Raw genomic sequence first — 17,121 nt, 5'->3', positions numbered from 1 at the left:
CAACAGCGCATTCAATGCGGGTGTTGGCGCTTCCCAGTATTACTGTGATATGTCCGCTGCGCCTAGCGGCATCAGCTATTGAAAGTACGCTCTCTTTTCTCATGGTCCTTAGTGCATTTGCAATTGAATGCTCGCTCAGTATTCCTAAACTATGTGATCAAGTTAAAAACAATGATCCTTCCATTGCCACCAGCACGCCATAGGAAAAACAATCACTTAAGTCATCAGCCCGCTTATAGGCTTTCTTGTCGCCTAAGCTAAAGCTGGTGACTTGCGATAACAGGTGATTACGTACTATGCCCTTGTACTCTGTTGTCTTGTCGAATGCGTATTGACTGAGTTTCACCCGCTGCTGAAACACTGGCCCGCTGGCAAGGCTCGCACGCCCGCTCTTACCCATTTGAGTGAGATTCGCATCAATGGCTATTACGTCCCAGCCCGCTTTTTCCCCATGCTGTAGCAGCATGCTGCCGCTGGCCTTGTCTTCGATGTACACCCCGCCTGATCCATAGCGGGCTTTTGTTGCTCGCGCTAGCTCCTCCAGACGGATGAAAATGCTGGGCATCCACGCTACCTGCAAATCGCTGGTGATCTGCCGTATATCCCAATCCAGTACAGTGAGTGGCGCACCAGCGCCGTACACGTTCTTTGCCCAGAAAACCACGCCCGTACCATCGTTCTCCGCACCATCTTTTACAGCAGTGTCTACGGTCGCAAACACGTACTCAACATTCTGCGGGACTTGTGCGCCGTGACCGTCCACCAGCAAATCAGGTGTTTTGAACAGCGATTCGCCCGCCCAATTCACAAACTCCGCTTCATATTCCTGCAAGTACACCAGCGGTGCGTACTGGGTCTTTAGCAACACCACTGCTTGCGGGTCGAGTATCGGGTTATCGGCTGTGCGCTTGTGAAACTCCTTCCATATAACCGGCCACTTTCCAGACGGTTCCTTGATCGTGCATGCTTTATAGAAAAATGCGGTGTCATCTGCTCCCAGCGGCGTACCGGCCAGAATTGCATCCCCATTGCGGTCTAGCAACGTGGGGGCAATGGACAGATTGAATTTGTTTTCGAGGTCATCAACCAACGATGCCTCATCAATAAGCGCCTTGTGATACCAGCGGCTACGGCCAGCATGTTCATCCTGCAAAGACCACATTTCAATCTGACCGCCGCTTACTAGCTCGATCATCAAATCTGTTTTGTTACTGGATTTAATGACCGGCTTGAGCGTGCTAACGATGCTCTGATAGACAGGCAGTGCGCGTGTGAGGTCGGGAAAGAAAAATCCTATGCGCTGGCCTTGGCATGCCCAGTTCTCTGCGGCCACCTCCAGTAATGCGGTCTTTCCGAATCGACGGCCAATGCGTAATACCGTGCGCTTGCCCAAGCCCGCATACACTTCACGCTGGCCCGCATGTAGCGGCATGAGTCGGACATTGCGCCCGTTCATGATTGGCCCTCATTCGGTTCTACGTCCTGCACGTCTGAATGATTCGCGCCACCAACAATTTTTAGAACAGGCTGGCCCGCTGGTACAAATGGCAATGCCACACCCGGTAATGCCGCTGGTGCATCGGGGCTGTTGATAAGATTGATTGTGATGTTTTGCTGATTGTCTTCACCATCGCCCGCAAATTCAGCGAGACCCTTGGTGATCAAAAATTTGATGCTGTCGCCCTTCTGTTTGGCCGCGTTAAGACGGTCTGCGGGGCTTACCTTGGTGTATCCCTCAAGCGCTTCGTCTGGTAGGCGTACAAGCGAATCAGCAAGGCCATGCAAGCGGATTCTATTGGCCTTCAAGTACTGATCATTCAGTGCATCATCAACAGCCAGACGGCGGCGTACCGTCCACGGCGTGGGCATCCCCTGATGCTTGCATGCGGTCGTGAGGTCTTCACCCGATGCCACCCATGCAAAAAGTTTGTCGTATGTCTCTTGCGGGTAAGCCTTGTTGGTAATGCGCTTACCACGTGGTGATGCTTTGGCCTTCCCCGTTGTTACTGCAACTGCCTTCTGCTGCGGCTTGTTCGTAAAATTCACGGCCACGATTGCACCTGTTCATCTGCTGGCCTCCATGCCTGTTGTTGATTGGATTGCTGCTCTTACTCGCGTTCGCGTTCGCGTGGCTTGGGGCATCGCTCAGCCAGCACATCCATATGTGTTGCTGCTGCCCTCAACCATGCTGCAATAGTCACGTAGTTACCCCGTTTTTCTTCGCCATATCTGGCGCGTCCCAGTAACTTTAATGCACCCACTAGCACGCCCTCTACAAAGTCCAGGCGTTCTTTAACCGAATGTTCCCGGCCTTCGTACTTCACCTCTGTCTCATCCATGATCGTGCCTTAGTGCATTTGCAATTGTGTGCGTAGCTCACACCAGTACTGCCAGAGCCAAGCGCCGTTCTTCGTCCAGAAACTGCTCTGCAATTCGAAATAGTCCTTTCTCTGTGTGCTCACGCTTGTCACGCAAAAACTTGTCTTTCGTCATGTCTAGCAGGTCGTTCAACATCTGTGTGTTTCTCAGCCATCCATCGCGGCCAGCGTATAGCTCTGTCCACTGCTGGCTAAGCCATAGCAAGCGCTGGCAATCGGCTGGTGATGCACTCACTGCCTGAATCTGGGTTTGGCGGTATGCGTCAAACTTAGCTAGTGCTTCCTCTGTGCTTACCTCTGGTACTCGTACCGGGTAATCGACGTGCAGGAATTCAGCCACTACCGGCTCATTCACAAACTGCCCGCCCATGATCCACAAGTGTTCATCGCACTCCGGTACGTACAGTGCGGTGATAGCCGTGTTCTCTACTCGCACAGCCACACCATGTACACGCTGGTGACCTAGCTCTATCCAGCCTGTGCGTGCCCGGCTCTTGAGTCCTTCCAATGTATGGTTTTTCATCACTAAATCCTTTTCCGCCCTATGGACGGCATTTCCTCATCGGTGGCGCACCCGCTTGCGCGGTCACTCAGGTCCAGCATGTGCTCATCACTACAGGGCGTGCCGTTATCCCACCACTTGTATTCACCATCGGCTACTTTCTGGCAGTCGATACGATGAAATTGCCCGTCCACTATCAACGTAATCAACGTCTGAGGCTTTGCCCGAAATAACCGAATCACGATGTACTCCCTACTCCTGCACTAGATGCATGGTCGGTGCGCGTTGCAGCATAAACAGCGAGCGCAAACAATGTAGTTCTCTTGCGACTCGCGCACATGCGGCGTCTACTAGATCATCGTTGCCCATGATGTTGTTAGCCCTAGCGCGTGCAAAAGCTGCGTGTGCGGCCTCCAGTACTTCTAGGGCTTCCAGCATTTCACGATACTGGCGCGGCGTGAGTGCTGGTGCGCTAAATACATCGCTCATGATGCTTTCTTGCCGGGTGCTACTGATACCACCTGTGTGGGTTCTACAGGCTCTTGCGCGGCCTCCGCTTCCGGTTGATCATCTGGTACGCCCAGTGAAGCGCGATAGGCGTCAGCGCGTTCGTTAAGACCGTGCATCAGCGTTGTCATGTGCTCCTGCCGTTTGTACACAGGCGAAACACTTTCAATGATTCGATGCACTTTTTGCATTTCCAGTTCGCGGAAACACGAAACGTGGTTTTCAATATCAGCGGCTTTCATGGCTGCTCCTTAGCTCTTGACTGCGCTGCGTTCATCGGACTTGGGCGGCTTGTCGTTCCCTACTGCGCCATTGGGGTGAGTGTTGGTCACTCGTTCCGATCTGTTCGTGTCGGGGATACGCGAATACTGCTCATGCGCGGTGCCTGTATGGTGCTTTGCGCTGTCACTGCCCGCGTTGTATTCGTTACGCCCGCTAGACTTGTCGCTCATGATGGTCTCCTATGCAAAGGTCAACACAATGTCTGATCCGCTCTTGCTATTCATGTACAGCAGTTGCGAACTGGTGTACGCGATAGACAGGCCGGTGGCGGCATACGCGGCATTGTTGACCGGGTAGTTAACAGGTACAGCGCCAGCTACTGGCGGTCGGCTGCTTTGCTTGCCGCTGTAGATCAAAGTGCTACCGCTATATAGCTGCACGTCCCACGGACGGCTGCTGCTGATGCCGGTAATCGTTGCGGCTGGCGGTGCGCTGATAACAACTTTCGGAACACCCCCACCTGTATAACCCGTTCCAATCACTGTCAAAGTGCTGCTCATGATGATCTCCAAAGTAGTCCTAAAGTCTGTGTACGAAAAAATTATTGTGGCAATCCACCAGAAGTAATTGAAGTGTTACTGCCCGCTGGTGCCGTGACAGTGACATGAATGTTATACGGTGCATACGGCACTGGATTGGCGTTAGTTGAACGTGTCGGCTGCTGTGGATCGGGCGAACGATAACGCGCACCCCCACCCTCCATTGCAAAGACTTTAGCTTGCTCTATTGCGGCTTTGAGTTTCGCGTTATCTGCCATCCACTTGTCTTTGTCGGCTTTTGCTTCTGCCTTGGGGTCATGTACTACCGGCATGTACGGGTTCGCGTTCGCCTGTTCCTTAGCATCTGACGCGGCCTTGGCTCGCTCATCATCTGCCGTGTACGGTTCGATGGTTGGCGCGTTCTCAAATGCACTCGCTTGCTGCTGTGCTGGCTGTTGCGTCGCTTGGGCCTTGTCCATCTTTGCGAGATAGCTTTTCACGCTATCGGGCAAGCCCTGCTCATCCCACACACCACCATGCTTTTTCAGGTACTTATCGACATTGCCTTCACCCCAGTTATAGGCGGCTTCCCGTTCGTGCAGGTTACTGCCGTACTTCTTTTCGAGGTCTTTGTACTTACGGCGTGCTGCGTCCCGTTCCTGTTGTTCGTTATCGGGATCGGCCACGCCGTACCGCTTGAGGTCGGCGGGTGAAAACTGATAAGGCCCGCGTGCTTGCCATCCCTCTGCTGTCACAGGACCAGTCAAGTTTTTACCGTTGCTGCTCTCTACTGCGCGTGTGGCATCCAACAGCCGTTTTTCATCGTCGCTCTCAGGCGTACCGGGCGTGCTGGGTTTGCTCTGTGGCGGTCCATAGAGAAAGTCGTGAATGTCGTGAGAGCTCTGTTTGAATCCATCCACCAGACGCCCGCCAAAATCAATCACGGCCTTGTCATCCGGGGCCATCTTTTTCGGGGCGGTCGTGACTTTTGGAAGGAATGGCGCAATGTACTTATCAACAAAGGCTGTTACTGATTTGAAGTCGTCTGTGAGTTCCTTAATAGCCTTGTCGATCTCATCAGGTTTGATGCTATCTACTAGGTCTGCGAAGTCGTCCGCTGCATCCTCAACCATCGGCGCAAAGCGCAAAAACGCTTTCTCTAGGTCCAGCTCTACCCGGCCAATATCGGCCTCAATCTTTTGACGCGTGGCCGTTGCATCATCAAGAATCTTTTGATCGGCTGCGAGTTTGGGGACCAGTGCCGTGTATTGCTTGAGCATGTCCGAGTAGTCACCAGCGCCATATGAACCGGCTTGCCTTAGCTGGTTCTCATCGGCAAAGCGGGTGATGCCCATAGCCTCTGCCCATTGCCCACCCTGCGGCCCCATAGCCTTGAATCGTGCGCCAGCCTTCTGCAAAAACTCTGCTGCAAGCTCGCTAGGCGATTCGGATTGAATCTCCTGCGGGGTGATACCAGCGGCTTGCAGGTACTGCCATTGCGATTGATTGGTCTTTGCTGTTGCCATCTTAGCCAGCAAATCGGAATCACCCCCGGCCTTTTCAAAGACCGTATCGAACGCCTTAGCCTCACCCGGTTTCAATCCCAGCTTGCGGTTAAGGATGTTCTGGTTCGCAAGGTCATCAGCGCCGCCCTTCACGCCCGCATAGATGCCACCCGCTACCGCGCCCACTGCGCCAACAGTCGCGCCAAAGATACCCAGCGAGTTAAAGCTAAGGCCAGTGCGTGCGATGTTGCCGAATGTACGCGATGACTTCTCAAGCTCACGCGAGATGCTGCGCCAGCTACGGTCTGTTTTCTCTGCTTCTTTGCTCACGCGAACAAACACGCCGGATGACTGGCTGCTAAATTTCGGGTCGGTCACGCCTTTGCTTAGCTTTTCAAAAGTACCCTCAAGGTCTTCGAATGCATCGCCCGCTTGACGGATGCCCGAATTGGTTTCAGCCCATGCGTTACCCTGTTCGGATAGTTCTTTCTGGTACTGCTGAAAACTCGCAACGAACGCAAACCAATCCTCTGCATCAATTGGAATCTCTAAAATCTTCTTCCCTTCGGTCATGATGCGCTCTCCGGTCTATTAGATACTGCCCGCTGTCAGGCCATAGGGGTTGGCTGCGGTGACCGTGGGGATGGTCCCGGCTACGAGATTGCTGGCGCTGGGCAACAACGTAGACCCGCCCGAACTGCCCGCCACTACCGCGCCTACTGTTGCACTCGGACCACTCCATACAGGCGGGTTAGGAGTCGGCAATCCATTTGCAATTTTGTTCATCAGCGAGTTATAGACCTGTTGCGCTTCGTTGATGGTGATAAGCGGCTGGAGAAAATCAAATTGCCAAGTGTGTTGCACCTGATGACTCTCGCCCCCCGATATGTCACGTACACGCAAGAGCAAACAATTGGAGAACACTTGACCGGGGGTGACAATCACGTAGGTTCCACCAGCGTTGTTATGCTGCAAAAGCGTTTGTTGCAGTACAGTGAGTGTGGCGAGTTTGGCCGGATAGCCCCCGGCTGTCTGCACAGGGCAATTCATCTGCATCGAAATTTGCAACGGCTGGGCAATCACTGCGTTCGCGGCAGTGGCAGCATTTGCAAACGGGTACTGTCCAATCTGGTTTTCAATCAGTGTAGTACCGGGCAAGGGCTTCCAGTGTGCAAAGAACTGGTCGAGCGCTGGCAGAGCATTGCCACTGCTCAGCAAGCCCTCTGTGTAGTCTGCGGCCTGAGTGACAGCGACAATGGGCAGCATCTGGCCGGGGATTTGAGAGGCAACACCATTCACCAGCATGATTGGGCTGATCTGGTAACCCAGCTTGAAAACCTCGTATGCGAGACTAGGCATTGTGGCCTCCAGTCGCCCATTCCTGCGGCCCCAAGAGTCTTTCCACGTGCTGGCGCAAGCCCTCACACACAGGGTTATGCGGGTCGGCGTTGATAAGGTCGCGCACCTCCAGCACTGCCCGCATTGCCAGCGGGTCGGCTAGCTGGTCACGCTTCATGTTCGCCACTGCCATGAGTCGCATGTACTGCGCGAACTGCTCACCAAAACTGATTTCCATCGCTCACCCGCTCTGTAGTCCTGAAAGTTGCGCAAGCAATTGCGTGGACTTCATGTAACTTCTCAACTGCTGCTAGTGCTTCACGGCTCCCGCTGCCTCTGCCTGTGCCGCTTGTACTTCCTGCTCTTGCTCAATCGCTATGCATTGGCTGGTTACATCGTTGATACACCACAACATACGCTTACGCTCTACTTCAAGCGTTACCCATGTTTCACGGTCACCAATGGCAAGGTCACGCGCTTCCGCAAGGGCATCAGTAGCACGCTTCAGCCGTCGAATAATCGCGTGCCGGATTTCCAGCGGGTTACCCGGCTGCGCGTGTATCTCTGTAACTTCCTCGCCAATGCGAGTCACCACGCCCATTAGGGTGCTGATGCGCTGGGCTTCATGCTCTTTCATGTCGGGCCTCTGCGGCTAGCTCAGAATCAATGCGGGACAGCTAGTGATTGCGCCGCTGCCGTTACGGCTCACTGCCGGTTGCGTGACCGTGCGTGTCACGTTGCCGTACACGTAGGTGCATGCGAATGAATCGACTACCCCATAACGTGCATTTGCAATCAGCGTAGTCCACTGGCCTTGCGCACCAGACGGCCACAAAATGGACGCGCTGGCAATGATGCCGTTAGCGTCATACGTGACTGCTGACAGGCTGTAGCTGCCGCTGTTGGTCCAGTCGATCAACGACCAGTTACGCATGGCCTGTTCTACCTGCGGACGACCAATTGCAAACTCATTGAATTGGGCATCGGCCATTTCAGCCCCCGTACAGTTTGCGCAAGCGGTCACGCTCTAGCTCTTGCCTGAGTTTGTATTCCTTAAGAGACAAACCACGCGCTGGCGCTTTCTGCAACTTGTTCGGATGACTGCGACTCATGCCGTTGGTTTTCATGTTCTTAAGATTGCTGCTCATGATGCGCTCCCCTTGCTGCTCTCGCCCTGCCTAGAAACGTTGTGGCTTACCGTCAACAGCAATACAAGTACCTTGAATCTGGCCTTTTAGTGGATTCATCCATAGCGACTTAGGACCAACAAATTCCGTCCATTCGCGGCCAGACTGATCCACGGTTTTAATTTCCTTCATGATGCCCTTGCGGTGCGGCTCTGCCAGTACTTCGTCAAGAATGCCCGGTGTCTTCAATCTGCCCATTCCATCGCGTACACCATCGCGCATGATCTGCAATTGCTCATCACTTGCACGCAAACAGTCCGCACGCGTGTAATTAACCGTGTGCTCTGTCAGCACGTCCAGCAAGGCCCGTTCATACGTGGCGGGTGTCTGGTGAGACTGCGGAAAGACCGGGCAAATACCGGCTACCTGCATTGCACGGTCCAGCCTGTCACGTTTGGCCTGAAAGGCTTCACGCTCGCCGGGTGCGAAAACCTCTTTGGGCTGTTGATAGTTGTATCCAACAGGGTCGGCCTCAATAGTCCCGCGTCGCGTCACAAACGGACCACCTTGCATGTAGCCCACGTGGTTTGCGCGCTCTGCGTCAAGCTGCTGACGCGCCCGGTACAATTCTTCTTCGGACTTAAAGCTGTGAATGGCGTTCATAGCTTGATAGCCTCCGGGTGATCAACAAAGTACTCATCCATCTTTCGCTTGGCATAGGCCGGGTCTTTGTTGAGATTAACCATCAGGCCCGCCGTGGCGCGGTACGGGTCCATCCAACGCTTCCTGCCGTCCACGGACCTAAAAGTACTGACTTCACGGCCAGTGCGGTCAATCGTGATCGTCTCAACCAGTCCGTCACGTGATACCGAGTCGGTACGTGCGTTCTCTGGCGGGATGGTTCCATGCTTAACCGCATAGTCCACACCCGCTGCCGTGAGGCTCTTACGGTCGGCTTCCCAGTAGCGTCCAACAATGCTGTCAATCTGCATATCGGTTTCCCGATCAACACCAACGGGGCGGACGGCATCGGCTCGCGCTGCTGCATCTGCACGGGCTTGCTCAAGCCTCTGGGCTTTAAAGTAATCGTCCACACGCTTTAGGTCCGCTGCGCGTCGATCAATCTCTCGAATGTCCATATCCCATGAGGGTTTTTTGATAGCCATGATCTGCTAGCCTCCCTTTAAATTCACTTCGACCAGAAAGCCTGTCTGATTGCGCAAGGTCTGCTCTACTTCCGCTGCGGCTACGCGGTGTCCGTTTCCGATCCAGAAAACATTGTTCGTGAGTCGGTCCAGTTTCGCGTAGATACCGTTATTGATAGGGCAAAGAGCAATACCGCATTGCCTTGCCTGTTTTTCCATCAAGTGCATCATTGTCTGTACGTCGATCATGGCTTAGCCCTTTGCAAATCGGTTCTGTGTCTGCTGCTGCTTTGCCTGTGCAAACTGCTCTACCAGTTGCGGCTCATCGCGTAGCCAGTAGTAAAAGCTCTGGCGGGTGATACCTGCGTTCTTACACGCGCTATCCAGCGTCATACCCGTTGATACCTCTGCCAGAATCCCGCTAACTACTGAGTCGGATACGCTTCTGCGGGGTGTCGTCATGTTCGCGCGTCCACTTCAATTGACATTTGTTAAACGCTAGTGTGCGCGTGACACAATTCAGCGAACGACTATTTTCGACGGAGTGTTAGGTACGTTACACAGAATAGGAGTCCTACACGCAATCATCTGCAAATGCACTAAGGCTCTATGCGGGCTTGGTGCTGGCCGTACTGCTGTTGGTATTGGCCGATGCTCACCAAGCCAGCCAGCGCAATCCTAGTGGGCTACGGCCATCAATTCGAGTACTCGGGAAAGGATCGGCTCATTGTCCAGCCAGCTTTCCATTTCGGGCTGGTACTTCGAGTACTTGCGTAGATGTTCCAGCCGGGTACGCCCGCCCCATTGCCCGCCCTCCTGATGGTCTAGCCAGTGTTGATCCCAGCTAAACAGGCCAATGGCCGTCTGTAGGTCACGCTCATACAGCGGAATATCCAGCTTCATGCCAGCGGGGGCCATCGCTATCAACTTCATTTGCTGCGCACTGGTCGGCGTGAATGTCCGCTCGTTGTCCAGGTGCTTCCGGTACTTGTCGATGAACGTCTGACGGTGACTCATGATCATGGACAGCGACCAATCGCCAGCGCTCCACATGTCAATCAGCACAATGTGCTGGTATCGCGGATTGGTGAGCCACGCCATGAACGCCAGCGGGTCTATCCCGGCATTCTTCAATTCATGTTCAAGGCGCTGGGCTGTCCGCTCATCATCGGCTGTTAACTCGCCTTTCACACAGGGGGTGTTTTCCCCGTTGTCATTCAGGGTGATGAATTCCAGCTTTCTTTCCAGACAGATTTTCAGGAAAGGTTCTGATGCGCGTTCTTTCTTTTGGGTTTTGACTTTCCCTGCTCCCTTGCTGGCGTATTCAGAGAGGGATTCAGGGGTGAGCGTCAGCGAATCCCCGTTTTGTATATTTAGTTCTTCTGTATCTAAACCTTCTACTGCATCTGGTAGTAATGGTTGGGCTTTGTCCCAGTTGATCAACTGGGCTTTATCCCATCCAAGAATGATTCTCATCTGGGATGAACTGGGCCAGCCGTCGAGACCATTAGAACGACCGGCTAGAATCAGCCGGATATGCAACACGGTTTTAGCCCGGTACTTGATAACCTGTCCATTAACCGGGTGACGGCCCCTGTGCATTTCGACCTGATTCAGCCGTTCGAGAATTTGCAATGCCGTGCGAGTCTGATCAACAGAAAGCGCACATGCGCTGGCTATTTCCTCATAGGTAGTCAGCCACCAGAAAGCACGATTACCCCAGCGCCCGCCCTCTCGCTGCACTTCTAAACGCGCTGGATTATCGCCGGATTTGTTGCGCTGGTTGCGCATTACCAAGTGAGAAAAGACTTTCGCCACGTTATACGGCACGCGGCAATGTTGGGAGAATAATTCGAGATATTCAGACTTTGGACGGATGCACTTGTCCGGCTTGTCTACCTGACTTAGTGCATTTGCAATTGAGTGCTGCGCGGCTTCTACGGCTTGATGTTCTACGAGCGAATTATTCATTTTTGCCACCTGCGACCAAGGTTAAAAATACTTTGCCTTCGTCTGTGTTTAGTGGCTATAATCAAGCCACGAGCTTTTATTTTTAAGCCACTCGAATCTATCTCACTTGGATTCGGTGGCTTTTTTCTTTACCGAATAACTTTCTCAAAGCGCCTTAGAGGGAATGACCGGCTGTGTTAGGTCCACGATTCGATTTCCAAAGGTAAAAACCGAATCGCTGTCATTCCCTCTAAAACGCCTCACTACCTAAAGCACTTGAGTGGGGGCGGGCCAGTGTTAAACCTAGTGAATCCGTCCCCTCGAAAGACAGACTCAACGCCCCCAATCAAATGCTCTACAAAGCAAAAACCCGCATAAAGTACTTTAGAGGGGCAGGCTGGCATAGCCACAAGCCCAAACCCCCAACCAAGGTTTAAGCCTGTACATGCCCCTCTGAAACACTTTAATGCGGGTTCTGTTCGGTTGGAATCTGTCGGTTTGCCGTCCGACAAACAAAATCTTACTGCCGTCTCAAAAATCGCACCTGATAAAAAATTGCCCCTACTGAGAGGGGCGAATAAACTAAATCAGCAAAGGTGCGCTGGTGTATCAGGCCAGCGCGATTACAGAATAGACCTGTTTGACAAACGCGCAAAATCAGTCGAAAAACGCACTTGCATAAAAAACGGCATATTTCGACCCAAAAACCCCTCTATATCGGCGGGCTTATATAAAACCGGTTGAATATTGTTTTGCCATATACCGGCCTTAGTGCATTTGCAAACGACTGCGCCAGCAAGAGCCAGCGCCCCCGGCCAGCGGTTTACGATATGATCGGGCCATGCGACTCACAGCACATTTCCCCTTCGGTCTGATCCTCCACGGTTGGCGTTGATCGTCTAACCGGGCGCTTGCGCGTCCCCGTCTTTCCCCCACGGTTTCCCCCATGAGCATGCACAGCCCCTTTTCCCCCGGCTGTGGCGTAGCCTGTTTTGGCCTTTGCTGGCGGGCCTTCCCGGCTTTTGGTGGAAAAACGGTGGAAAAACGGCCCTGATGGCGGTGGAAAAAACCCGCTCTACCCTATTTTTCAAGGCTTAGGAGGCAAAAATGCTGCTGATGATCGACAACTACGACTCGTTCACCTATAACCTGGTCCAGTACTTCGGCGAACTCGGCGAAGACGTGCGGACCTATCGCAACGACGAAATCACCCTCGACGACATCGCGAAGCTCAACCCCGAGCGCATCTGTCTGTCGCCGGGACCGAGCAATCCGCAACATGCGGGCATCACGCTCGACGTGCTGCGCGAGTTTTCCGGCAAGTATCCGATTCTCGGCGTCTGCCTCGGCCATCAGGCAATCGGCGAAGCGTTCGGCGGCCGAGTGGTGCGCGCGCAGACCATCATGCACGGCAAGGTGAGCCAGATCGAAACCGACTGCAAAGGCGTGTTCGCCGACCTGCCGAAGCATTTCACCGTCACCCGCTATCACTCGCTCGCCATCGAACGTGAGTCGCTGCCCGATTGCCTCGAAGTGTCCGCATGGACCGACGACGGCGAGATCATGGGCGTGCGCCACAAGACACTGCCCGTGGAAGGCGTGCAGTTCCATCCGGAATCGATCCTGTCGGAACATGGCCACGCGTTGCTCGAAAACTTCGTGAAGCAGTCGAAGGCTGCCGCACGCAGCGCATAACAAGGAGACGTGACCATGATTACGCCGCAAGAAGCGCTGCAACGCACGATCGAGCATCGCGAGATTTTCCACGACGAAATGCTGCACCTGATGCGCCTGATCATGCGCGGCGACATGTCGCCCGTGATGGCAGCGGCGATCATTACCGGTCTGCGCGTCAAAAAAGAGACCATCGGCGAAATCACCGCGGCCGCCACGGTGATGCGCGAGTTCGCACGTCACGTCGAGGTGCAGGACAACTCGAACTTCGTCGATATCGTCGGCACGGGCGGCGACGGTTCACACACGTTCAATATCTCGACGGCAACGATGTTCGTGACGGCCGCGGCCGGCGCGAAGGTCGCGAAGCACGGCAATCGCGGTGTGTCGAGCAAGTCGGGCAGCGCGGATGTGCTCGAAGCGCTCGGCGTGAATATCGATTTGCAGCCGGAACAGGTGGCGGCATCGATCGCCGAAACGGGCATGGGTTTCATGTTCGCGCCGAACCATCACCCGGCGATGAAGAACATCGCGCCCGTGCGCCGCGAACTCGGCGTGCGGACCATCTTCAATATTCTCGGGCCGCTGACCAATCCTGCCGGCGCGCCGAACCAGTTGCAGGGCGTGTTCCACCCGGATCTCGTCGGCATTCAGGTTCGCGTGATGCAGCGTCTCGGCGCGAAGCACGTGCTGGTCGTGTATGGTAGGGACGGCATGGATGAAGTGTCGCTCGGCGCGGCCACGCAGGTCGGCGAACTGCGCGACGGCCAGGTGCGCGAGTACGAGATTCACCCCGAGGACTTCGGCATGCAGATGGTGTCGAACCGTACGCTGAAAGTGGCGGACGCGACGGAATCGAAAGTGCTGCTGCTCGAAGCGCTCGACAACAAGCCGGGCGTCGCGCGCGAAATCGTCACGCTGAACGCGGGCACGGCATTGTACGCAGCGGACGTGGTGGATTCGATCGCGAGCGGCATTGAGCTGGCGCGCGAAGCCATCGCCAGCGGCAAGGCGCGTGCGAAGGTCGACGACCTCGTCCGCTTCACGCAGCAATTCAAGAAATAACGGGATTCAAATGAGCGATATTCTCGACCGCATCATCGGCGTCAAGCGCGAAGAAGTGCGCGCCGCGCAGCAAAGCGCGCCGCTCCAAGAACTGCGTCTGCAGGCATCGACGCGTGATCTGCGCGATTTCGTCGGCGCGATTCGCGCGAAACATGAAGCGGGTCTCGCCGCTGTGATCGCCGAAGTCAAGAAAGCCAGCCCGTCGAAAGGCGTGCTGCGCGACCACTTCGTGCCTGCGGACATCGCGCGTTCTTACGCGAAACACGGCGCGGCGTGTCTGTCCGTGCTGACCGACGTGCAGTTCTTCCAGGGCAGCGCGGCGTATCTGGAGGAAGCGCGCGCCGCCTGCGAACTGCCCGTGCTGCGCAAGGATTTCATCGTCGATCCGTATCAGATTCTGGAAGCGCGCGCGATGGGCGCCGACGCGATCCTGCTGATCGTCGCCGCGCTCGAAACCTCGCAGATGCAGGATCTCGAAGCGTACGCGCATTCGCTGGGTCTCGCGGTGCTGGTCGAAGTGCACGACAAGGACGAACTGGTCGAAGCGCTGACGCTGAAAACACCGCTGATGGGCGTGAACAATCGCAATCTGCGTACGTTCGAAACGTCGATCGACACAACGCTCGGCCTGCTGGACATGATGCCGGACGACCGCATCGTCGTGACGGAATCGGGCATTCTGTCGCGCAGCGACGTCGAGCGACTGCGTGCGATGGACGTGAACTCGTTCCTCGTCGGCGAAGCGTTCATGCGTGCGGAAGAGCCGGGCGCTGAACTCGCGCGCATGTTCTTCTGATTCTTTCGACTTCAGAAAGCGAGCCGCACGATGGGCATGGAGCAGGAAATCAAGCTGGCGTTGCCGCCCGATCAGGTCGGTGCAGCAACGCAATGGTTCATCCAGCGCACGGGCGGCGCGGGCCGCACGATCACGCTGGAAAACAGCTACTACGATACGCCGTCGCTGACGCTCGCGCGCGCCAAAAGCGCGGTGCGCGTGCGCCGCACGCCGGATGGCTGGCTGCAGACGTACAAGACCGTCGGCACGTCGAGCGGCGGCTTGCATAGCCGGCACGAGTGGGAAATGCCCGTCAAAGGCAACGCGCTCGAAATCGACGCACTGCTCGAAGCATGCGACGACGCACCGTCGAAAGCGGCACTCAGCAGCGCGCGTGACGAACTGATTCCGCTTTTCAGCACGAATTTTTCGCGCACGATCTGGCATGTAACGATTGACGGCACGGACATCGAAGCCGCAATCGACCAGGGCGAAATCCTCGCGGAAGTGAACGGCGAAACGCGCCATGCGCCGATCTGCGAAGTCGAACTGGAATTGAAGCATGGCGACGCAGGGGCATTGCACACGTTGTCGGCGGAACTGGCGCAAGCCGTGCAAGGCTTGCGTCCCGACGATGTGAGCAAGGCGCAACGCGGTTATCGGCTGCGTGAAATGTAATCACGGCGCAGCGCAGACGTCGCTTGCGCGAGAGCAGCGCGCGGCAAGCGACAAAGGCAGCAAATAGCGAACACAACCGCTCCGAACCTTGAGCGCGCCCGCGTTTGCTGCCACACTAGCCCGCCATGAATTCCGCAAAACGCTCCCAGACTCCGCCGACGCAAACTTCGCTCTTCGCAGACGAGCAAGCCGCGCCCTCTGCCGCCGCCAGCTTCCAGACGCTCGAATCGCAATTCGACGCGCTGCCGTCCGCATGGCGCACGCATCTGAAACCGTTCACCGATAGCGACGCCTATGCGCCGTTGTGCCGTTTCGTCGATGGCGAGCGCGCGGCAGGCAAAACCGTCTATCCCGCCGATGTCTTCCGCGCGCTGCGGCTCACGAGTCCCGACGACGTGAAGGTCGTGATTCTTGGCCAGGACCCGTATCACGGCGAAGACCGCGGGACGCCGCAGGCGCACGGTCTGGCGTTTTCGGTACCGCCTTCTGTCCGCCCGCCGCCGTCGCTGCGCAATATCTTCAAGGAAATCGCCGCGAGCTTGGGCCATGAAGCGCCGCAACACGGCTGCCTCGATGCGTGGGCGCGCCAGGGCGTGCTGCTGCTCAATACGGTGCTGACGGTCGAACGCGATCACGCCGCGAGCCACGCAAAACGCGGCTGGGAAAAATGCACCGACACGCTGATCCACGAACTCGCCAAGCGTCACGACGGCCTCGTTTTCATGCTGTGGGGCGCGCACGCGCAGGCCAAACGCGCGCTGCTCGAAGGCAAGTCGCATTACGTGCTGGAAGCGCCGCATCCTTCGCCGCTGTCCGCGCATCGCGGGTTTCTCGGCTGCGGACATTTCGCGCTCGCCAACGAATTCCTCGACAAGCACGGCCGTCCGGCCATCGACTGGCGTTTGCCTGAAACGGGTGAAGTGTTCGCCTGAGCGGCATCACGCAGTCGCGCGTCGACACACGCCGCCAGGCAAAAAGCCAAAAGCAAAAACGCCACGGAATTGTGTTCCGTGGCGTTTTTTCGTTTGTCCGCACGACGCAGCCGATAGCTGCATCGCGCTGACGAACCTTGAATCGCTTACGCTGCGGCGATCGCTTCGCGCGCACCGGCCAGTGCCGCGCTTGCTGCGTCCGGGCCCATGTTCAGGCCTTCAGCGTAGATGAAGTTCACGTCGGTCATGCCGAGGAAGCCGAGGAACGTCTTCAGGTAAGGCGTCTGCGAGTCGCCCGGCGTGCCGAGGTAGACGCCGCCGCGTGCCGACACCACGAACACCTTCTTGCCCTTCACCAGACCTTCGGGGCCGTTTGCGCCGTACTTGAACGTGATGCCAGCGCGTGCGATGAAGTCGAAGTACGTCTTCAGTTGCGACGAGATGCCGAAGTTGTACAGCGGCGCGCCGATCACGACGAAGTCGGCGGCTTGCAGTTCGGCGATCAGCGCTTCGCTGCGTGCTGCGATGGCTTGCTGTTCAGCCGTACGTTGTTCAGCCGGCGTGAAGAATGCGCCGAGAATCGCGTCGTCGAGGTGCGGCAGCGCGTCTTCGTGCAGGTTGCGGACAACGACTTGCGCGCCCGGATTCGATTGTTGCAGCTTTGCCGTCAGTTCGTTGGCCAGCAGCGTCGATTGAGCGCCTTGCGAGCGAGCCGACGAGTTGATTTGCAGGATCGTGGTCATTCTGTGACTCCAGTGAGGGGCGCGCTGTGTTGCGCGAATGG

General features: G+C 55.9%; 24 protein-coding genes. 5 read left to right on the top strand and 19 right to left on the bottom strand.

The window, feature by feature from the left end:
- Positions 1 to 157: 157 nt before the first annotated feature.
- The 18 genes from DK391_RS45440 to DK391_RS29330 all read right to left on the bottom strand — a co-directional run bounded on the left by DK391_RS45440 (position 158) and on the right by DK391_RS29330 (position 11,234).
- Positions 158 to 1,456 carry a hypothetical protein gene (locus DK391_RS45440; protein WP_109481520.1) on the bottom strand — a complete coding sequence of 433 codons (1,299 nt, stop codon included), beginning with the start codon at positions 1,454 to 1,456 and terminating at the stop codon, positions 158 to 160.
- Positions 1,453 to 2,052, bottom strand: coding sequence for a hypothetical protein (locus tag DK391_RS29390; protein WP_109481519.1), 600 nt, complete (start codon positions 2,050 to 2,052; stop codon positions 1,453 to 1,455). The genes DK391_RS45440 and DK391_RS29390 overlap by 4 nt, the downstream gene beginning before the upstream one ends.
- 56 nt (positions 2,053 to 2,108) lie before the next feature.
- Positions 2,109 to 2,339, bottom strand: a complete 231-nt coding sequence (locus DK391_RS44485) for a hypothetical protein (protein ID WP_162600942.1) — start codon at positions 2,337 to 2,339, stop codon at positions 2,109 to 2,111.
- Between the two features lie 37 nt (positions 2,340 to 2,376).
- Positions 2,377 to 2,901: a hypothetical protein gene (locus DK391_RS29385; protein ID WP_109481518.1), complete on the bottom strand. Its 525-nt coding sequence runs from the start codon at positions 2,899 to 2,901 to the stop codon at positions 2,377 to 2,379.
- Positions 2,902 to 3,132: 231 nt separating this feature from the next.
- Entirely contained in the window at positions 3,133 to 3,369 is a 237-nt protein-coding gene (locus DK391_RS44480; protein WP_162600941.1) for a hypothetical protein, read from the bottom strand.
- A complete protein-coding gene (locus DK391_RS29375) occupies positions 3,366 to 3,629 on the bottom strand; it encodes a hypothetical protein (RefSeq protein WP_109481516.1) in 264 nt (87 codons plus the stop codon). The genes DK391_RS44480 and DK391_RS29375 overlap by 4 nt, the downstream gene beginning before the upstream one ends.
- Before the next feature lie 9 nt (positions 3,630 to 3,638).
- Positions 3,639 to 3,839, bottom strand: coding sequence for a hypothetical protein (locus DK391_RS44475; protein ID WP_162600940.1), 201 nt, complete (start codon positions 3,837 to 3,839; stop codon positions 3,639 to 3,641).
- 9 nt (positions 3,840 to 3,848) lie between these two features.
- A complete protein-coding gene (locus DK391_RS44470) occupies positions 3,849 to 4,169 on the bottom strand; it encodes a hypothetical protein (protein WP_162600939.1) in 321 nt (106 codons plus the stop codon).
- A 41-nt stretch (positions 4,170 to 4,210) separates the two neighbouring features.
- Positions 4,211 to 6,226 (bottom strand): lytic transglycosylase domain-containing protein, encoded by a 2,016-nt coding sequence (locus DK391_RS29370; RefSeq protein WP_109481515.1) that lies wholly within the window; start codon positions 6,224 to 6,226, stop codon positions 4,211 to 4,213.
- Positions 6,227 to 6,244: 18 nt separating this feature from the next.
- The gene (locus DK391_RS45000) at positions 6,245 to 7,012 is read right to left on the bottom strand and encodes a hypothetical protein (protein WP_204117462.1); all 768 of its coding nucleotides are present in this window, start codon (positions 7,010 to 7,012) and stop codon (positions 6,245 to 6,247) included.
- On the bottom strand, positions 7,005 to 7,229 hold the full coding sequence (locus tag DK391_RS29360) for a hypothetical protein (RefSeq protein WP_109481514.1): 225 nt from the start codon (positions 7,227 to 7,229) through the stop codon (positions 7,005 to 7,007). The genes DK391_RS45000 and DK391_RS29360 overlap by 8 nt, the downstream gene beginning before the upstream one ends.
- A 72-nt stretch (positions 7,230 to 7,301) precedes the next feature.
- Entirely contained in the window at positions 7,302 to 7,628 is a 327-nt protein-coding gene (locus tag DK391_RS29355) for a hypothetical protein (protein WP_109481513.1), read from the bottom strand.
- 15 nt (positions 7,629 to 7,643) lie between these two features.
- Positions 7,644 to 7,982 (bottom strand): hypothetical protein, encoded by a 339-nt coding sequence (locus DK391_RS29350; RefSeq protein ID WP_162600938.1) that lies wholly within the window; start codon positions 7,980 to 7,982, stop codon positions 7,644 to 7,646.
- Position 7,983: 1 nt separating this feature from the next.
- Positions 7,984 to 8,139 (bottom strand): hypothetical protein, encoded by a 156-nt coding sequence (locus tag DK391_RS44465; RefSeq protein ID WP_162600937.1) that lies wholly within the window; start codon positions 8,137 to 8,139, stop codon positions 7,984 to 7,986.
- Between the two features lie 30 nt (positions 8,140 to 8,169).
- On the bottom strand, positions 8,170 to 8,781 hold the full coding sequence (locus tag DK391_RS29345; protein WP_109481511.1) for a hypothetical protein: 612 nt from the start codon (positions 8,779 to 8,781) through the stop codon (positions 8,170 to 8,172).
- On the bottom strand, positions 8,778 to 9,284 hold the full coding sequence (locus DK391_RS29340; RefSeq protein ID WP_109481510.1) for a hypothetical protein: 507 nt from the start codon (positions 9,282 to 9,284) through the stop codon (positions 8,778 to 8,780). The genes DK391_RS29345 and DK391_RS29340 overlap by 4 nt, the downstream gene beginning before the upstream one ends.
- Before the next feature lie 6 nt (positions 9,285 to 9,290).
- The gene (locus tag DK391_RS29335) at positions 9,291 to 9,512 is read right to left on the bottom strand and encodes a hypothetical protein (RefSeq protein WP_109481509.1); all 222 of its coding nucleotides are present in this window, start codon (positions 9,510 to 9,512) and stop codon (positions 9,291 to 9,293) included.
- A 429-nt stretch (positions 9,513 to 9,941) separates the two neighbouring features.
- Positions 9,942 to 11,234: a hypothetical protein gene (locus DK391_RS29330; RefSeq protein ID WP_109481508.1), complete on the bottom strand. Its 1,293-nt coding sequence runs from the start codon at positions 11,232 to 11,234 to the stop codon at positions 9,942 to 9,944.
- 1,086 nt (positions 11,235 to 12,320) lie between these two features.
- On the opposite strand from DK391_RS29330, the gene DK391_RS29325 reads away from it, so the two are divergent.
- The 5 genes from DK391_RS29325 (at position 12,321) to DK391_RS29305 (ending at position 16,337) form a co-directional block, all read left to right on the top strand.
- On the top strand, positions 12,321 to 12,908 hold the full coding sequence (locus DK391_RS29325; RefSeq protein WP_109481507.1) for an aminodeoxychorismate/anthranilate synthase component II: 588 nt from the start codon (positions 12,321 to 12,323) through the stop codon (positions 12,906 to 12,908).
- A 15-nt stretch (positions 12,909 to 12,923) separates the two neighbouring features.
- Positions 12,924 to 13,952 carry an anthranilate phosphoribosyltransferase gene (gene trpD / locus DK391_RS29320; RefSeq protein ID WP_109481506.1) on the top strand — a complete coding sequence of 343 codons (1,029 nt, stop codon included), beginning with the start codon at positions 12,924 to 12,926 and terminating at the stop codon, positions 13,950 to 13,952.
- A 10-nt stretch (positions 13,953 to 13,962) separates the two neighbouring features.
- Complete coding sequence (gene trpC, locus DK391_RS29315) at positions 13,963 to 14,748, top strand: indole-3-glycerol phosphate synthase TrpC (RefSeq protein ID WP_109481505.1); 786 nt, start codon at positions 13,963 to 13,965, stop codon at positions 14,746 to 14,748.
- A 30-nt stretch (positions 14,749 to 14,778) separates the two neighbouring features.
- The gene (locus DK391_RS29310) at positions 14,779 to 15,405 is read left to right on the top strand and encodes a CYTH domain-containing protein (protein WP_109481504.1); all 627 of its coding nucleotides are present in this window, start codon (positions 14,779 to 14,781) and stop codon (positions 15,403 to 15,405) included.
- A gap of 125 nt (positions 15,406 to 15,530) precedes the next feature.
- Positions 15,531 to 16,337, top strand: coding sequence for a uracil-DNA glycosylase (locus DK391_RS29305; RefSeq protein WP_109481503.1), 807 nt, complete (start codon positions 15,531 to 15,533; stop codon positions 16,335 to 16,337).
- A gap of 146 nt (positions 16,338 to 16,483) precedes the next feature.
- On the opposite strand, the gene DK391_RS29300 is transcribed toward DK391_RS29305, so the two are convergent.
- Entirely contained in the window at positions 16,484 to 17,080 is a 597-nt protein-coding gene (locus DK391_RS29300) for an NAD(P)H-dependent oxidoreductase (protein WP_109481502.1), read from the bottom strand.
- Between the last annotated feature and the right edge of the window lie 41 nt (positions 17,081 to 17,121).

The sequence above is a fragment of the Paraburkholderia sp. C35 genome, assembly GCF_003121405.1.
In the GTDB taxonomy this organism is placed as follows: Bacteria; Pseudomonadota; Gammaproteobacteria; order Burkholderiales; family Burkholderiaceae; genus Paraburkholderia.
Note: the sequence above shows the minus strand (reverse complement) of the source record. Positions and strands in the feature narration are given on the sequence as shown.

What these genes read in the sequence shown, in the direction of transcription:
- DK391_RS29385 (WP_109481518.1), bottom strand. Translation starts at nt 2,901, where the DNA reads ATGAAAAACCATACATTGGAAGGACTCAAGAGCCGGGCACGCACAGGC.
- DK391_RS45000 (WP_204117462.1), bottom strand. Translation starts at nt 7,012, where the DNA reads ATGCCTAGTCTCGCATACGAGGTTTTCAAGCTGGGTTACCAGATCAGC.
- DK391_RS44480 (WP_162600941.1), bottom strand. Translation starts at nt 3,369, where the DNA reads ATGAGCGATGTATTTAGCGCACCAGCACTCACGCCGCGCCAGTATCGT.
- DK391_RS29330 (WP_109481508.1), bottom strand. Translation starts at nt 11,234, where the DNA reads ATGAATAATTCGCTCGTAGAACATCAAGCCGTAGAAGCCGCGCAGCAC.
- DK391_RS45440 (WP_109481520.1), bottom strand. Translation starts at nt 1,456, where the DNA reads ATGAACGGGCGCAATGTCCGACTCATGCCGCTACATGCGGGCCAGCGT.
- DK391_RS44475 (WP_162600940.1), bottom strand. Translation starts at nt 3,839, where the DNA reads ATGAGCGACAAGTCTAGCGGGCGTAACGAATACAACGCGGGCAGTGAC.
- DK391_RS29375 (WP_109481516.1), bottom strand. Translation starts at nt 3,629, where the DNA reads ATGAAAGCCGCTGATATTGAAAACCACGTTTCGTGTTTCCGCGAACTG.
- DK391_RS29325 (WP_109481507.1), top strand. Translation starts at nt 12,321, where the DNA reads ATGCTGCTGATGATCGACAACTACGACTCGTTCACCTATAACCTGGTC.
- DK391_RS29335 (WP_109481509.1), bottom strand. Translation starts at nt 9,512, where the DNA reads ATGATCGACGTACAGACAATGATGCACTTGATGGAAAAACAGGCAAGG.
- DK391_RS29310 (WP_109481504.1), top strand. Translation starts at nt 14,779, where the DNA reads ATGGGCATGGAGCAGGAAATCAAGCTGGCGTTGCCGCCCGATCAGGTC.
- DK391_RS29370 (WP_109481515.1), bottom strand. Translation starts at nt 6,226, where the DNA reads ATGACCGAAGGGAAGAAGATTTTAGAGATTCCAATTGATGCAGAGGAT.
- DK391_RS29355 (WP_109481513.1), bottom strand. Translation starts at nt 7,628, where the DNA reads ATGAAAGAGCATGAAGCCCAGCGCATCAGCACCCTAATGGGCGTGGTG.
- DK391_RS29360 (WP_109481514.1), bottom strand. Translation starts at nt 7,229, where the DNA reads ATGGAAATCAGTTTTGGTGAGCAGTTCGCGCAGTACATGCGACTCATG.
- trpC (WP_109481505.1), top strand. Translation starts at nt 13,963, where the DNA reads ATGAGCGATATTCTCGACCGCATCATCGGCGTCAAGCGCGAAGAAGTG.
- DK391_RS29350 (WP_162600938.1), bottom strand. Translation starts at nt 7,982, where the DNA reads ATGGCCGATGCCCAATTCAATGAGTTTGCAATTGGTCGTCCGCAGGTA.
- DK391_RS44470 (WP_162600939.1), bottom strand. Translation starts at nt 4,169, where the DNA reads ATGAGCAGCACTTTGACAGTGATTGGAACGGGTTATACAGGTGGGGGT.
- DK391_RS29305 (WP_109481503.1), top strand. Translation starts at nt 15,531, where the DNA reads ATGAATTCCGCAAAACGCTCCCAGACTCCGCCGACGCAAACTTCGCTC.
- DK391_RS29340 (WP_109481510.1), bottom strand. Translation starts at nt 9,284, where the DNA reads ATGGCTATCAAAAAACCCTCATGGGATATGGACATTCGAGAGATTGAT.
- DK391_RS29345 (WP_109481511.1), bottom strand. Translation starts at nt 8,781, where the DNA reads ATGAACGCCATTCACAGCTTTAAGTCCGAAGAAGAATTGTACCGGGCG.
- trpD (WP_109481506.1), top strand. Translation starts at nt 12,924, where the DNA reads ATGATTACGCCGCAAGAAGCGCTGCAACGCACGATCGAGCATCGCGAG.
- DK391_RS44465 (WP_162600937.1), bottom strand. Translation starts at nt 8,139, where the DNA reads ATGAGCAGCAATCTTAAGAACATGAAAACCAACGGCATGAGTCGCAGT.
- DK391_RS29300 (WP_109481502.1), bottom strand. Translation starts at nt 17,080, where the DNA reads ATGACCACGATCCTGCAAATCAACTCGTCGGCTCGCTCGCAAGGCGCT.
- DK391_RS44485 (WP_162600942.1), bottom strand. Translation starts at nt 2,339, where the DNA reads ATGGATGAGACAGAGGTGAAGTACGAAGGCCGGGAACATTCGGTTAAA.